The organism is Arthrobacter parietis (assembly GCF_039530425.1).
GTDB classification, from domain to species: domain Bacteria; phylum Actinomycetota; class Actinomycetes; order Actinomycetales; family Micrococcaceae; genus Arthrobacter_D; species Arthrobacter_D parietis.
Genome location: NZ_BAAAON010000001.1, coordinates 314,526 through 328,617, shown reverse-complemented (window position 1 = coordinate 328,617; position 14,092 = coordinate 314,526). Strand labels below are relative to the sequence as shown.

General features: G+C 64.0%; 14 protein-coding genes and 3 tRNA genes. 12 read left to right on the top strand and 5 right to left on the bottom strand.

Features of this window, described 5'->3' with window-relative positions; all coding sequences use genetic code 11:
* Positions 1 to 50: 50 nt before the first annotated feature.
* Positions 51 to 539, bottom strand: a complete 489-nt coding sequence (locus ABFX19_RS01560; RefSeq protein WP_056543842.1) for a YajQ family cyclic di-GMP-binding protein — start codon at positions 537 to 539, stop codon at positions 51 to 53.
* A 117-nt stretch (positions 540 to 656) separates the two neighbouring features.
* On the opposite strand from ABFX19_RS01560, the gene ABFX19_RS01555 reads away from it, so the two are divergent.
* Both ABFX19_RS01555 and ABFX19_RS01550 read left to right on the top strand, forming a co-directional pair.
* The gene (locus tag ABFX19_RS01555; RefSeq protein WP_346027231.1) at positions 657 to 944 is read left to right on the top strand and encodes a hypothetical protein; all 288 of its coding nucleotides are present in this window, start codon (positions 657 to 659) and stop codon (positions 942 to 944) included.
* A 117-nt stretch (positions 945 to 1,061) separates the two neighbouring features.
* Positions 1,062 to 1,143, top strand: a tRNA-Tyr gene (locus tag ABFX19_RS01550).
* Between the two features lie 69 nt (positions 1,144 to 1,212).
* Here the strand turns inward: ABFX19_RS01550 and ABFX19_RS01545 are convergent.
* Positions 1,213 to 1,620, bottom strand: coding sequence for a hypothetical protein (locus ABFX19_RS01545; protein ID WP_346027230.1), 408 nt, complete (start codon positions 1,618 to 1,620; stop codon positions 1,213 to 1,215).
* Positions 1,621 to 1,849: 229 nt separating this feature from the next.
* Between ABFX19_RS01545 and trxA the strand changes: the two genes are divergently transcribed.
* Entirely contained in the window at positions 1,850 to 2,260 is a 411-nt protein-coding gene (gene trxA / locus ABFX19_RS01540) for a thioredoxin (protein WP_277358723.1), read from the top strand.
* Positions 2,261 to 2,457: 197 nt separating this feature from the next.
* Here trxA and ABFX19_RS01535 read toward each other — a convergent pair whose 3' ends face one another.
* Positions 2,458 to 3,420: a DNA-3-methyladenine glycosylase family protein gene (locus ABFX19_RS01535; RefSeq protein ID WP_346027229.1), complete on the bottom strand. Its 963-nt coding sequence runs from the start codon at positions 3,418 to 3,420 to the stop codon at positions 2,458 to 2,460.
* A 103-nt stretch (positions 3,421 to 3,523) separates the two neighbouring features.
* Here ABFX19_RS01535 and ABFX19_RS01530 point away from each other — a divergent pair, with 103 nt between their 5' ends.
* Positions 3,524 to 4,900 (top strand): cystathionine beta-synthase, encoded by a 1,377-nt coding sequence (locus ABFX19_RS01530; protein WP_346027228.1) that lies wholly within the window; start codon positions 3,524 to 3,526, stop codon positions 4,898 to 4,900.
* A gap of 23 nt (positions 4,901 to 4,923) precedes the next feature.
* Complete coding sequence (locus ABFX19_RS01525; RefSeq protein WP_346027227.1) at positions 4,924 to 6,078, top strand: cystathionine gamma-synthase; 1,155 nt, start codon at positions 4,924 to 4,926, stop codon at positions 6,076 to 6,078.
* A 4-nt stretch (positions 6,079 to 6,082) separates the two neighbouring features.
* On the opposite strand, the gene ABFX19_RS01520 is transcribed toward ABFX19_RS01525, so the two are convergent.
* The gene (locus ABFX19_RS01520; protein WP_346027226.1) at positions 6,083 to 6,535 is read right to left on the bottom strand and encodes a hypothetical protein; all 453 of its coding nucleotides are present in this window, start codon (positions 6,533 to 6,535) and stop codon (positions 6,083 to 6,085) included.
* 1 nt (position 6,536) lies between these two features.
* Entirely contained in the window at positions 6,537 to 7,712 is a 1,176-nt protein-coding gene (locus ABFX19_RS01515; RefSeq protein WP_346027225.1) for an amidohydrolase, read from the bottom strand.
* 65 nt (positions 7,713 to 7,777) lie between these two features.
* Here ABFX19_RS01515 and ABFX19_RS01510 point away from each other — a divergent pair, with 65 nt between their 5' ends.
* From ABFX19_RS01510 to ABFX19_RS01480, 7 genes are all read left to right on the top strand, one after another.
* On the top strand, positions 7,778 to 8,530 hold the full coding sequence (locus tag ABFX19_RS01510; RefSeq protein ID WP_346027224.1) for an SDR family oxidoreductase: 753 nt from the start codon (positions 7,778 to 7,780) through the stop codon (positions 8,528 to 8,530).
* Between the two features lie 45 nt (positions 8,531 to 8,575).
* Entirely contained in the window at positions 8,576 to 9,238 is a 663-nt protein-coding gene (locus ABFX19_RS01505) for an MOSC domain-containing protein (RefSeq protein ID WP_346027223.1), read from the top strand.
* A 348-nt stretch (positions 9,239 to 9,586) separates the two neighbouring features.
* Entirely contained in the window at positions 9,587 to 11,518 is a 1,932-nt protein-coding gene (locus ABFX19_RS01500; RefSeq protein WP_346027222.1) for a DEAD/DEAH box helicase, read from the top strand.
* Positions 11,519 to 11,692: 174 nt separating this feature from the next.
* Positions 11,693 to 11,764 (top strand) — tRNA-Thr (locus ABFX19_RS01495).
* A 55-nt stretch (positions 11,765 to 11,819) separates the two neighbouring features.
* Positions 11,820 to 11,893 (top strand) — tRNA-Met (locus ABFX19_RS01490).
* Between the two features lie 129 nt (positions 11,894 to 12,022).
* Positions 12,023 to 13,456, top strand: a complete 1,434-nt coding sequence (locus ABFX19_RS01485) for a MinD/ParA family ATP-binding protein (RefSeq protein WP_346027221.1) — start codon at positions 12,023 to 12,025, stop codon at positions 13,454 to 13,456.
* Between the two features lie 67 nt (positions 13,457 to 13,523).
* Positions 13,524 to 14,090, top strand: coding sequence for a type 1 glutamine amidotransferase domain-containing protein (locus ABFX19_RS01480; protein WP_056543877.1), 567 nt, complete (start codon positions 13,524 to 13,526; stop codon positions 14,088 to 14,090).
* Positions 14,091 to 14,092: the final 2 nt, after the last annotated feature.

The following is a 14,092-nucleotide window of genomic DNA, read 5'->3' as shown; positions in this document are numbered from 1 at the left end:
GGCGACGCCCCCTCTCAAGGGAGCGTCGCCGTCGTTGGTGGCTTGGATGCCTACCGCATGTTCACGAACTGGAGGTCCGCCTCGTCAAAGTTCTTGAGCAGAGCCATGGTGGCCTGCAGGTCATCGCGGGACTTGGAGCTGACGCGCAACTCGTCACCCTGGATCTGGGATTTGACGCCCTTGGGTGCCTCATCGCGGATGAGCTTGTTAATTTTCTTGGCGATGTCCTGTGCGATGCCCTCTTTGATGGTTGTCTCGAGGCGGAATTCCTTGCCCGAGGCGTAGGGCTCGCCGGTGTCGAGGGACTTCAGCGAGATGCCGCGCTTGATCATCTTGGACTGCAGGACGTCGAGCACAGCGAGCACGCGCTCTTCCGAGTTTGCCTTCATGAGGATCATCTCGCCGCTGAAATCCACCTCAGCTCCAACACCCTTGAAATCGTAGCGCTGGGCAAGTTCCTTCTGTGCCTGGTTCAGCGCGTTGGCAACTTCCTGCTTGTCTACCTTGCTTACAACGTCGAATGTGGATTCACTGGCCACCGTTGCCTCCTTCTGGTTGGTATTTTCCTGCTCCTACCCTAATTCACAGCTTCGCGACAGGCGGCGTTCATGTGCGGGTGAAACGGTGGAACCCTCAGCCGTTCTCAGGAGGAACTCTTGACCGCGCAATCGCGTCGCTACTTTGTCCATGCCCGACATGCTGTTGCCGGGTCGCTGATCATGGCCGCCTCGCTGACAGGGGTGGGAGCGGAGCCGTCGGTTGCTGCATCGCCCATCGTTACGCTGCCGCAGGAGCCGGATGTTGGGTCAGAATCCTCGTCTTCTGTCCGATTGCAGGGCGTACGCGCGGACCTTCAGAACGCGGTGGAGATGGGCCTGGTGACCGCTGACCAGGCGAAGAGCTTCTACGCGCAGATCGAGCGTCGGGTGGCGTCCGGTCGCTGAATTCGGCTATACCGGAACACGATTCGATAATGCGCGGGATGTTCTGTAAAGTTATTTTGCCTGCGGACGGCGATCCGCGGGCAGTCTTCCTGAAGAGTTTTTCTTCACGAGACGTTCGGCAGATTACCCGAGCGGCCAAAGGGGGCTGACTGTAAATCAGCTGGCACAGCCTACGGGGGTTCGAATCCCTCATCTGCCACTCGCCACGAAGGCCCGTACTGCCCGGAAATCCAGGGTAGTGCGGGCCTTTCGCTTTGATCGCGCTGGATCAAGCAGCGCTTCGGGCACCAAGCGCGTGGATGTCCCAGAGGTAGCAGATGGTAGTCGCATCTGTGTTGTGCAGTGTGTTGAAGTAGAGCCACTGCCAGCCTGTAGCGCCATTGCTGTCCATCGGTGCAGGAGGACACTGCTCGGGCGTGTGCCAGCTTTGCCCATCGAAAAGGTGGTGCACGTCTCCGGCCGGGGTTGCTGCCAGTTCCTCGCCGTGCTGTCCCCGAGGAAGCACGAGCTTCTCTTTCAGAGCGGTTGCAGGCGCCACGGCATGTAGTTCCGTGCGTCCTGGATCGGGAATGAAAGGGAGTTTCGAGAACAGGTCGTCGAGCAGAGCGATGCTGCGTTCGAGTGATTCTTCAGCATCCAGTTGGTGGGTGAGAATCAAAGCCGTATGGCGGGTCATCTTGCGTCCTTTCCGTAGCGTTTTCGTCCGCGAAACTGACGCTATTCGAAGCGCTCCGCCCACAGCGGCACTTGCAGGAAAATGTGGATAACCGCCACCCACCTGTCCGAATTGGAATGAAGCGCGCCGTCTTCTTGTCTGCGCGCATCCAGCCTCGCGTTGTACCAAGCGGCCTCGCGCAGAGCGAACAGGACGAGACATCTCCGCCGATTCTCGTTAGCGTGAAGACATGGCAACTATTGACATCACTGAGGCAACTTTCCCCGAGACCATCGAAACGAACGACATCGTGTTCGTCGATTTCTGGGCTGAATGGTGTGGCCCGTGTAAGCAGTTTGCTCCCGTGTACGACGCCGTGTCCCAGCAGCACAGCGACGTCACCTTCGCGAAGGTGGACACTGAAGCCGAGCAGTCGCTCGCCGCGGCAGCAGGCATCACCTCCATCCCCACGCTGATGGCGTTCCGCGAGAAGGTCCTCGTCTTCTCGCAGCCGGGTGCACTGAACAACAACCAGTTCACCGAGCTGGTCGACGCCGTCAAGGCACTGGACATGAAGGAAGTCCACGCACAGGTCGCCGAGCAGCAGGCCAAGGCCTCCGCTGACGGCGCGCAGCCTGAAGGTGCTCAGCCCCAGGCATAACAAGACTTCGTCGAAGGCTCCGACCCCCGTCAACAGTGGGGGCCGGAGCCTTCGCACGTTAAGCCCCAAACAAACGCACAACCCTGCAGCTTCTGGCCGGACATGACGACGACGGCGCAGCCAACCGCCGGAAACAGGCGGACGGCAGGAACACCGACAGCGAGAAGGTGCAGGATTGCGCGCACCGGCAGCAGAACCTACCGCCGCCGGTGGTCTTCGGGCGACAGCCGCGGACCGTACGCCTGCTTCCGGAACCCGCTCGCGTACAACATCCGCACCACCCGCTGACGCTGGCCCGCCCACGGTTTGAGCAACTCGAGCATGCCGGCGTCGTCAGTGCGCTCGCCGGTCAGCGCCGCCCCAACGAAGGCCGCGAGGTGGAAGTCGCCCACCGAAATCGAATCGGGACACCCGTGCGTGCGCTGAAGCACCTCGGCGGCAGTCCACACGCCGATCCCGGGAATCGAGCACAGCCCGGCGTGCACACCCGCAGCATCAAGTCCCGCCAACCGCTCCAGGCCGGACGCGACGCCGGCAGCCCGCAACGCTGCGGCCGACCGTTTCGAATCAACACCTGCCCGGTGCCACTCCCAGGACGGAACCCGCCGCCACTGTGCAGCAGTCGGAGGCAGCCGAAGCTCCCGCGGAGCGCCGGGCGCTGCCGGTGCGGGATCACCGAAGCGGGTCACCAGGTACCGCCATGCCCGCTTCGCCTCAAGCCCCGTCACCTTCTGCTCCAGAATGACGCGCACGACGGCGTCAAGCATCCTTCCGGTTGCAGGCAACCGGAGGCCGGGCTGAAGATAGCGGCCCTTCCGGGCCAACTCGGGCAGCGCGGCCGCGAAGGCAGGGGAGTCGAACCCGCTCCAGTCATCGACCAATCCCGCCAACTGCGGAACAGAGGCAAGGGCAAGGGAGGCACCCGGTCCCCACGCTGTTGCGTGCACTGAAGATGACCGCAGACCGCCCCGCTGGGACAAGCGAAGGGTGGCCGCGCCGTCGTCGTTCCGGAAAGCCATCCACACTGCGCCTTCTCGGATCACGACAGTGGGATCGGAAGGACCGCACTGCAGCGGTCCGACGGAAGGCAGTAGCGCGTACGGCTCATGGAGCTCCCACTCTGCCGACAGAGCGGCCGGGGCGGAAGTGGTGATGGTCATGCTGTTAATGCTCGCACGTGCCGGTGACGGTTCGCCGGTCGCAGGTGCGCCGTCAGATCCATTGAGTCAGGTCCACGGAGTGCATAGCGGTAACTTGTTAACCATGAAGTTCGCCAACTCCGTCCTGGATCTCATCGGTAACACCCCCCTCATCAAGCTCAACAAGGTCACCGATGGCATCGCCGCTACGGTCCTGGTGAAGGTGGAGTACATGAATCCCGGCGGGTCGGTGAAGGACCGCATCGCCGTCAAGATCATCGACGCCGCAGAAAAAGAGGGCAAGCTGGGCCCCGGAGGTACCATCATCGAGCCTACGTCGGGGAACACCGGCGTCGGGCTTGCGCTCGTTGCCCAGCAGCGCGGGTACAAGTGCATCTTCGTGGTGCCGGACAAGGTGGGCGTGGACAAGCGCAACGTCCTGGCAGCGTACGGCGCCGAGGTGGTGGTCACCCCGACGGCCGTTGCACCGGACAGCCCGCAGTCCTACTACGGTGTCTCGGACCGCCTGACGCGCGAAATCCCAGGTGCCTTCAAGCCCGACCAGTTCTCCAATCCCAACGGCCCGCTCAGCCACTATGAGAGCACCGGCCCTGAGATCTGGCATGACACCGAGGGGCGGATCACACACTTCGTCACCGGCGTGGGCACCGGCGGCACCATCAGCGGCACCGGCCGCTACCTCAAGGACATTTCGAAGGACCGCGAGTCGGGGACCGTCCGCGTCATCGGTGCAGACCCGGAAGGTTCGGTCTATTCCGGCGGCACCGGGCGCCCGTACTTCGTGGAGGGCGTCGGCGAGGACATGTGGCCGGACGCCTATGACCCGTCGGTTCCGGACGAGATCATTCCCGTGAACGACGCCGAGAGCTTTGCCATGACTCGCAGGCTCGCCCGTGAGGAGGGCCTCCTGGTGGGCGGTTCGTCCGGTATGGCGGTAGTGGCCGCGCTCCGCGCGGCGAAGGACCTTACCGAGGAGGACGTCGTCGTCGTTCTTCTGCCTGACAGCGGCCGCGGCTATCTAGGCAAGATCTTCAATGATGACTGGATGAAGTCCTACGGCTTCATGGACAGCGGTGATGAGTCGTCGGTCGGCGAGGTGCTCCGCTCGAAGAACGGCGCGCTGCCTGATCTCGTGCACACGCACCCGAATGAGACCGTCCGGGACGTCATCATGATCATGAATGAGTTCGGCGTGTCCAACATCCCGGTCCTCTCGCAGGAACCGCCGGTGGTGATGGGCGAGGTCCTCGGCTCCGTCGATGAGCGCCATCTCACGGAGAAGATCTTCCACGGCGCAGCCAAGCTCACCGACAAGATCTCCGAGCACATGGGGGAGAAGATGCCGCTCATCGGCTCGCTTGAGTCGGTGACCAGCGCACGTGAGCGGCTGCAGGGCAGCGATGCCCTGATGGTTACCTTCGTGGGAGCGCCCGTGGGAATACTTACGCGCCACGACCTGCTGACGTATCTGAGCAGCTAAACCTTTCGAAGGAGAGCAACCCAGTGACCTCAACCAACGGCTTCAACACGCGCGCAGTCCACGCCGGGCAGACCCCTGACCCCACCACGGGCGCGGTCATTCCGCCGCTGTACCAGACAACCACCTTCGCGCAGGACGGCATTGGTCAGCTGCGCAACGGGTATGAGTACGGGCGCGGCACCAACCCCACCCGTGATTCCCTCCAGGCCCAGCTCGCAGCGCTTGAGGGGGCGGAGCATGCTTTCAGCTTCTCCTCAGGCCTTGCTGCCGAGGACGCCCTGATCCGGGCAGCTCTCCGGCCCGGCGATCACATCGTTCTGGGTAACGACGCCTACGGCGGAACCTACCGGCTCATCAACCGCGTGCTCGCGGACTGGGGTATCACCAATTCAGCTGTAGACATGTCGGATCTCGACGCCGTCGAAAATGCGGTGAACTCCGGGAAGACCCGCATGGTCTGGGTTGAGACGCCGTCCAACCCGATGATGAAGATTACCGATATTGCAGCCATTGCAGCCATCGCGAAGAAGGCCGGCGCGATGCTGGTTGTCGACAACACGTTCGCAACCCCGTACCTGCAGCAGCCGCTCTCGTTCGGTGCCGACGTGGTTGTCCACTCGACCACGAAGTACATCGGTGGGCACTCGGACGCAAGCGGCGGCGCCGTCATCCTCAATGATGCTGACCTTGCCGAGAAGGTGGGCTTCATCCAATTCGCAGTGGGCGCCGTATCCGCGCCCATGGAGGCGTGGCTGACCACGCGCGGTCTGAAGACCCTCGGTGTGCGGATGGATCGGCACAGCACCAATGCGCTCGCGATCGCCCAGTGGCTCCAGGGTCGTGAAGAAGTGGAGCGCGTCTACTACCCGGGCCTGGCGGATCACCCCGGCCATGAGCTTGCTGCGCGCCAGATGCGGGACTTCGGCGGCATGATCTCCGTGTCTTTCAAAGGCGGAGAGCAGGCCGCGCGCACGGTCGCTGAATCGACGGAACTCTTCACGCTCGCGGAATCCCTCGGCGGCATCGAGTCCCTGATGAACTATCCGTCCGAGATGACGCATGCCTCGGTCAAGGGCACTGAGCTGGCGGTGCCGGAGAATCTGGTGCGCCTGTCCGTGGGCATCGAGGACGTTGAGGACCTCATCGCGGACCTCGAAAAGGCGTTCACGAACCTCTAGGGGATCAGCGCTTCCGGAACGGGCTTACGGTCCGGCTGACCAGCCGCACCCACTTGTTCTGCGGCTTCGGGCTGATCCGCTGGAACCAGGCTGTCGACGTCGGCAGCCACATCAGCACGACGCCGATCAGCATGACCACGCTCACCACGGACAGGCCGGGCGTGCGGCGGACCAGGATTGGAACTCCGACAATGAGCCCGATCGTCGTCAGAAGCTCACGGGCGCCGCGTTTGCCCCGGCGGAGTCCCAGCACCAGCACCAGCTGAACGACGGCGAGTCCGCCCAGCAGCGCACCGAGGCCGATCAGCCCCGCCCGGTCTATCTCCTGGGCCGCCGCGGAGATCAGGAAGCTTGCGGCGGCGATCAGGAACAGGACGCTGACCAGCACCTCCACGGCAATCGCTGCCCGAATGGTCAGCGGCCGTGGCGGAAGGTCTGGGCGGGGCTGTCGTGCCACGTCAGCCGCGGGGAGCTACGACGCCGGTGCGCGCCGCCTCGTCGTAACGGTAGACCTCTTTGCCGCCGATCCAGACGGTGAGCGCACGCTGCATGACATCCAGCGGATCACCGCTCCACAGGACGACGTCGGCGTCCTTGCCCGGCTCCAGGGAACCGATGCGCTCAGCCAGCCCCAGCACCTTCGCGGGGTTGATGGTGATGGAGCGCAGCGCCGTGACCGGGTCCAGCCCCTCCTTCACGGAGAGGGTCGCCTGATGAACCAGGAAGTTGATCGGGATGACCGGGTGGTCCGTGATGATGGAGATTTCGACGCCGGCCGCCGCCAACTTCCCCGGGTTGGCGATCGAGCGGCCGCGCAGCTCCACCTTGGACTTGGTGGTGAACAGCGGTCCGATCAGCACCGGGATCCCGCGCTCCGCCAGCACATCGGCGAGCAGGTGCGCTTCGGTACCGTGGTCAAGCACGAGGTCGTAGCCAAACTCGTCCGCTATGCGCAGCGCAGTGGCGATGTCGTCAGCGCGGTGGGCGTGCTGCCGCCAGGGAATCTCGCGGCGCAGCACCATGGCCAGGGCCTCAAGCTTCGGGTCACGGGCGTTCTCGTCCGCCTTGCCCATGTAGTTCTGCGCATCCATGAACGCCTTACGGATGATCATGGCCGTACCCAGCCGCGTGGATGGCGTTTGCTTCTTTTCGCCGTACACGCGCTTGGGATTCTCGCCGAGGGCGGACTTCAGCCCGCTGGGGGAGCGCAGCACCATCTCTTCGATGTACCGGCCGTGCGTGTGGATCGCAACCGCGAGGCCGCCGATAGGGTTACCGGATCCGGGATTCACGTTCACCGAGGTCACTCCGCCGGTCAGGGCGTCGTCGAATCCTGGGTCTAAGGGGTTCACCGCGTCCAGGGCGCGAACGCCGGCAGTGACCGGATCCGTCATCTCGTTGGTGTCATCGCCGGCCCAGCCCTCGCCCTCTTCATGCGTGCCGAGGTGCACGTGCGCATCGACGAAGCCGGGAAGGAGCCACTTGCCGTCGGCGTCGACGACGTCGGCACCCTCCGGAGCGGTGACGTCCGCTCCGAGTGCGGAGACCTTGCCGTTTTCGATCAGCACGGTTCCGTCGAAGGGTTCGCCTTCAATGGGAACGACGTGCGCGTTGATGATTGCTGTGACAGTCATGGGTGGAGACCTTTCGCCGGTGGTGGGGGTCACAACCAAACTTACCGTCTGCCTACACTGATCCGATGATGCAACGATCAGCCCTGATCACCGGCGCCGGCCGTCCCGAGGGGATTGGGGCGGGAATCGCCCGTGCCCTCGCGGCGGAGGGATGGGACCTTGTCCTCTCCTACTGGCACCCCTATGACGAGCGGGTGAACCAGGCCACGGATCCATACGCCCAGTTGCGGGATCTCGCCGCGGAGCTGGAGGCGATCGGCTCACGCGTCACGCTGCTGCCCGCCGATCTGGAGCAGCCGGGCACGCCGGATGCACTGATCTCCGACGCCGCCGAACTGGGTCCGCTGACGGGGCTGGTGCTCTCACACGCGGAGAGCGTCGACTCATCAATCCTCGACACCACCGTGGAAAGCTTCGACCGTCATTTCGCCGTCAACGTCCGTGCAGCGTGGCAGCTCATCCGCGCCTTCGCGCTGCAGTGCCCGGACGACGGCGGCGCAATCGTCGCGCTGACCAGTGACCATACGGTGCACAACCTGCCGTACGGAGCATCGAAGGGCGCACTCGACCGGATCGTGATCGCTGCGGCACGCGAGTTGGGGGAGCGGAAGATCAGTTCCAACGTTGTGAATCCAGGTCCGGTGGACACCGGATGGATGACCGACGAGGTACGCGAAGCGCTCATCCAGCAGCAGCCAACGGGAAGCCTCGGCACGCCGGCCGATGTGGCCGGCGTCGTCGCTTTCCTTCTCTCGCCGGCGGGCCGGTGGATCAACGGTCAGCTCATCAAGGCCGACGGCGGGTTCTCGGCCTCCTGAAAAGCGCCGGCGCGCGACGTGCGCGCTGCCGGATACCATCGCTACATGACAACAGGTGCCCTTCTTGCCGTATGCCGCGTCCACGCCCTGCTGCCCACGAAGGATTCCACCGGTGTCACGGCAATCGACAAGCGGGCTACGGCCGGGCCCGTCAAAGTGCATCCGCTCGGTCTGACCGGGGACATTCAGGCGAGCCGGAAGCACCACGGCGGCCCGTCCAAGGCGGTGTACGCCTACTCACAGGAAGACGCCGACTTCTGGTCAGCGGAACTGGGACGCGACATGGTGCCGGGCAAGTTCGGCGAAAACCTCCGCGTGTCCGGAATTGAATCCACCCATGCGGTGATCGGCGAGCGGTGGCGCATCGGAGACGTTCTCCTCGAGGTGACTGAGCCGCGGACTCCATGCATGAACTTCGCCCGCTATCTGGGGGAGTCCAACTGGGTGAAGCGCTTCGCCGCGGAAGGCAGGATCGGCACGTACCTCCGCGTCCTGAAGGGTGGGCACATCGAGGCGGGGGACGCCGTCGTCGTCGAGCATCGACCGGAACACGGGGTGACGGTCGGCCAACTGTTCGCGGGCCTCTCGCCTGAGCAGGCAGCGAGGCTGCAGGCCGCGCACGACGACGGCGCGATCCTCACGCCGGACGTCGCCAAAGTGCTCGCCCGGGCACAGGCACAGATGAAGGCACAGCAGGTGCCAGCCTGACCTGTTCTGAACGATGCCGGAGAGGTCCTGTGGGCAGCCTCACGTCGAGATTGCGTCTCCCACGGAAGAGCCGGGAGCTCCGTGGGGTACACTTGAAACATCCCCCACACCGGTTTTCCCTTTATTCCTGCCCTCATGCGGCATGGATTGGTTGTGTTGGGGCCCGCATCGTTGATCGAAGCGGGCAGATTCATTCAGGGAGCGCCGGTCAGAAACATTGCACTTCACCGCTGTGATAGCGGTGCAAAGCTGGAATGTATGGTCCTGCCGCGGGATTGAAACAGCGCTGGATTTCCTGTTCATGCGGCTCACCACGCCGCCCGGCTCCTAGTGAAGGTCAACTTCCCCATGCCTGAAAACCTGTCCCCTGACGTTACTGCCACCCCTGAAACCGAAACTGCAGACACCGGCACGCCTGATGTAAAGTTCACCGACTTCAACCTCGACGGTCGCGTGCTTGCAGCGCTGTCCGACGTCGGCTACGAAAAGCCGTCCCCCATCCAGGCAGCCACCATTCCGGTGTTGCTGGAAGGGCGCGACGTCGTAGGCCTCGCCCAGACCGGAACCGGCAAGACCGCCGCATTTGCCATTCCCGCGCTGTCCAGGATGGCTGAGCTCGCGGACCTCAACGGTCCTGCGAAGTTCACGCAGGTCCTTGTCCTTGCACCGACCCGCGAGCTCGCGCTTCAGGTCGCTGAGGCATTCGCCTCCTACGCCAAGCACATCGACAACTTCACCGTGCTGCCCGTGTACGGCGGTTCGGCCTACGGCCCCCAGCTGGCAGGCCTGCGCCGCGGCGCTCAGGTAGTGGTCGGCACCCCGGGACGTGTCATCGACCACCTGTCCAAGGGATCACTGGACCTGTCCAACCTGCAGTACCTCGTGCTCGATGAAGCTGACGAGATGCTGCGCATGGGCTTCGCCGATGACGTGGAGCAGATCCTCGCAGGAACGCCCGAGGACAAGCAGGTTGCGCTGTTCTCGGCGACCATGCCGAGCGCCATCCGCCGCATCGCCTCCAAGTACCTGAACAATCCGCAGGAAATTACGGTCAAGTCGAAGACCACCACCGGCGCCAATACCCGCCAGCGGTTCCTGCAGGTCATGGGCCCGCACAAGCTCGACGCAATGACCCGCATCCTTGAGGTCGAGGACTTCGACGGAATCATTGCCTTCGTGCGCACCAAGATGGCCACTGAAGACCTGGCGGACAAGTTGCGTTCCCGGGGCTTCCAGGCGGCTGCCATCAACGGTGATATTCCCCAGCAGCAGCGCGAGCGCACCATCGAGGCCCTGCGTGAGGGCAAGATCGACATCCTCGTGGCAACGGACGTCGCAGCCCGTGGCCTCGACGTTGAGCGCATCTCCCTCGTGGTCAACTACGACATCCCGCATGACACCGAGTCCTACGTTCACCGCATCGGCCGCACCGGCCGCGCGGGCCGTTCCGGCGATGCCATCCTGTTCATCACGCCGCGTGAGAAGTACCTGCTGCGTTCCATTGAGAAGGCGACGCGCCAGCCGGTCGAGCAGATGCACCTGCCCTCCACCGAGGCGGTCAACGAGCTCCGCCTGAACAAGTTCGCGGAGCGCATCACCGAGACCCTCGCCACTGAGGACGTCTCGATCTTCCGTGACCTGATCGCCAACTACGAAAATGAGCACAACGTGCCCGCCGCGGAGATCGCCGCAGCGCTCGCCGTCATGTCCCAGGGCGGAAACCCCATCCTGGTCAAGGACATCCCGCAGGCGCCGGCGGGCCAGAAGGAACGGGCAGGCGGCCGCAAGGACGCCTTCGGCTCCCGCGGACCCACGCGCACCCTCACCGAGGGTAACGCTACCTACCGCATCGCCGTTGGTCGCCGCCAGCGCGTCATGCCCGGCTCCATCGTTGGAGCCATCGCCAACGAAGGTGGATTGTCGTCGTCGCAAATCGGCGGGATTGACATCCGCGCGGACCACACCCTGGTTGAGCTCCCTGCCGAGCTCTCCAAGGACCAGTGGCGCGCGCTGTCCAAGACCCGCATCGGCGGCGAACTGATCCACCTCGAGCTGGACAAGGGACGGCGCCCCAACAGCGACCGCCCCGCCGGTGACTTCAAGAAGCCGCATCGCAAGGGTGAGGGCTATCGCGGTGACCGCGGACACGACGGCGGCTTCCGCACCGAGCGCTCGCACGACGGCGACTTCCGCGGCGACCGCGGAGCAACCTCCGGCGACCGCAAGCCGCGTCATCAGAAGGGCGCCGGTGCCGGTAACGGCCGCCGCGAAAAGTGGTAATTCGAGCATCCTGATGGGACGCTGAACTCCGTCCTCCGCAAAAGCGCCGGTGTTGTGCAGATTCGTGGGAAGTTCCCCACGTTTGTGCGCAACACCGGCGCTTTTCGCTGTGCTGGGCCACCCCACAACTCGATTTTTCAGCACGCGATTTAGCTGGTAAAGTTTTCTGCTGTTGCCCCCCTAGCTCAGTGGTAGAGCGCGTTCTTGGTAAGAACGAGGTCACCGGATCGATTCCGGTGGGGGGCTCTCAAATGGGAGGCCCGCCAAAGATCGTAAGATTGAAGCGGGCAGTCTCATTTATGGCGGTGTAGCTCAGCTGGTTAGAGCGCACGACTCATAATCGTGAGGTCGCGGGATCGAGTCCCGCCACCGCTACAAGTGTCAGGCCGGCGGCTCGCAGTGAGCTGTCGGCCTGTTGTGTTTTCCCGGTGCCTGCACCAGGGACGGGCTGTGGTCAGCCTCCTTATAGTATGGGGCGCGAGGCACATCGACAGGACAGGAACCATGACTGACAACGATTCGGCCTGGGGGCCGGGCGAGAACCCGGAAGACTTCCCAACCCGGGCAAGCCGACGCCGCACCGGACGTGACCCCGGAACAGGGCCCATCTCGGAGGTTCCCCGCTTCGCGGACCGCTTGTCACCGGCTCCGCAGGCGCCGCAACAGGGCGCACAGCCGGAGGGCCACACCGAGGACACCGTTCGGCGTCCGGTGCTCGACATCCGCTTTGACGAATCGGCCCATAGCGTCCGCACCATGTCCGTTCCCGTGGTCCTTCCCCAGCAACCACCAGCACCCGCTGCCGGCTCCGTGGCGCCCGCCGGCTCCATGACTCCCGCCGTATCCGCTCCCGTGCCGTCGGCTCCCGCCACGGCACCACCCACCGCGCCGGAGGGCCGCATGCAACCAGAAACCGGACCAGGTACGACGACGGCCGTCACCACCCTGCCTCCCGTTCCGTCGGTGCCCAGCACCCCCGCTGACCCGCCACGCCAGTCGCGTCGGCAGGACTCAGCCGAGGGCAGGCGCCGTTCCTTCCTGGCATCGGATAACGGAACTGTTCCCGCAGAGACCGGTTTCCGCGGTTTGCTGTCCCGGTTGGGAATCCGCGTTGCGCCATCGAAGCGGGAATTGGTCATTCGGGCGCATACGCGTGCCGTGAGCCAGCACTGGCCGGGTCCACGGACCATCTCCGTGGTGAACGGCAAGGGTGGCGCAAACAAGACGCCGACCACCGTGATGCTCGCTGCGGTTTTCGCCCGGAACGGCGGGGGACCGGTGCTCGCCTGGGACAATAACGAAACCCGCGGCACGCTGGGCTGGCGGACCGAACAGGGGCCACACAACTCCTCGGTGATGGACTTGCTGCCCGAGACAAGTCAGCTGCTGGCTCCCTCCGCCCAGTCTGCGCTGCTTGCCCGCTACGTCCACCACCAGACGGAAGACAAATACGACGTCCTGCGGTCCAAGCCGGATGTGCTCGCTTCCGAGCAGAAAATCACCGCCGATAATTTCGACGCCCTCCACGAAGTTGCCTCAAAGTACTTCCGGCTGAACATCGTCGACTCCGGAAATGATGAGACCGCCGAGCGTTGGCTGCGCATGATCCACCACACGGACCAGCTGGTCATCGCCACCACCACGCTTGAGGAGCACGCGGAAGCGGGCGCGCTACTGCTCGAGGCTCTTCGTGCACGCGGTGGGAAGTATGCGGAGCTGTCGCAGAACGCCGTCGTCATTGTCAGCCAGTCAGACAAGAACGGTACAGCGGCGCAGGCCCAGCAGATTGCGGACGGTTTCGCACAGCTTGCGCGGAGTGCCGTCACCATTCCTTATGATGTGGCGCTGCTGAAGGGCCGCATCCGCTGGGGTGCGCTGAAGCCGGCGACACAGGGTGCCTGGCTTGCTGCTGCCGCCGCAGTAGCTGACGGCCTGTAATAGTCAGGTTGCTTATCATTCCGATCGTTCCTAGGCTTAACCCGTAAGCCAACGGAATGGAGGAAGCATGACTATGCACAATATTTCCGGCAAGAAAGTGGCCTTCCTGCTCACGGACGGCGTGGAACAGGTTGAGTTGACCAGCCCCTGGGAAGCAGTGAAGGGCGCTGGTGGAGTGCCCACACTCGTGGCGCCCGGCGAGGGCTCGGTGCAGGGTTTCAACGGCACGGACAAGGGTGATGAATTCCCCGTCGACCTCCCTCTCAGCCAGGCAAAGGCCGAGGATTTCGACGCACTGGTGCTACCCGGCGGCGTCGTCAATGCGGACCATCTGCGGGTGGATAAGGACGCACAGGCCTTCACACGCAGTTTCTTTGAACAGCACAAGCCCGTAGCTGCGATCTGCCATGCTCCGTGGCTGCTCATTGAAGCCGGCGTGGTCAGCGGTCGGTCGATGACCTCCTACCACACGCTCGAAACGGACCTTCGTAACGCGGGTGCCGAGTGGACCGATGATGAGGTTGTAGTGGACAAGGGGTTCGTCACCAGCCGTAACCCCGATGATCTGCCCGCCTTCAATGACAAGGTGCTCGAGGAGATCGCGGAAGGTCCGCACGAGGGACAGACGGCCTGACC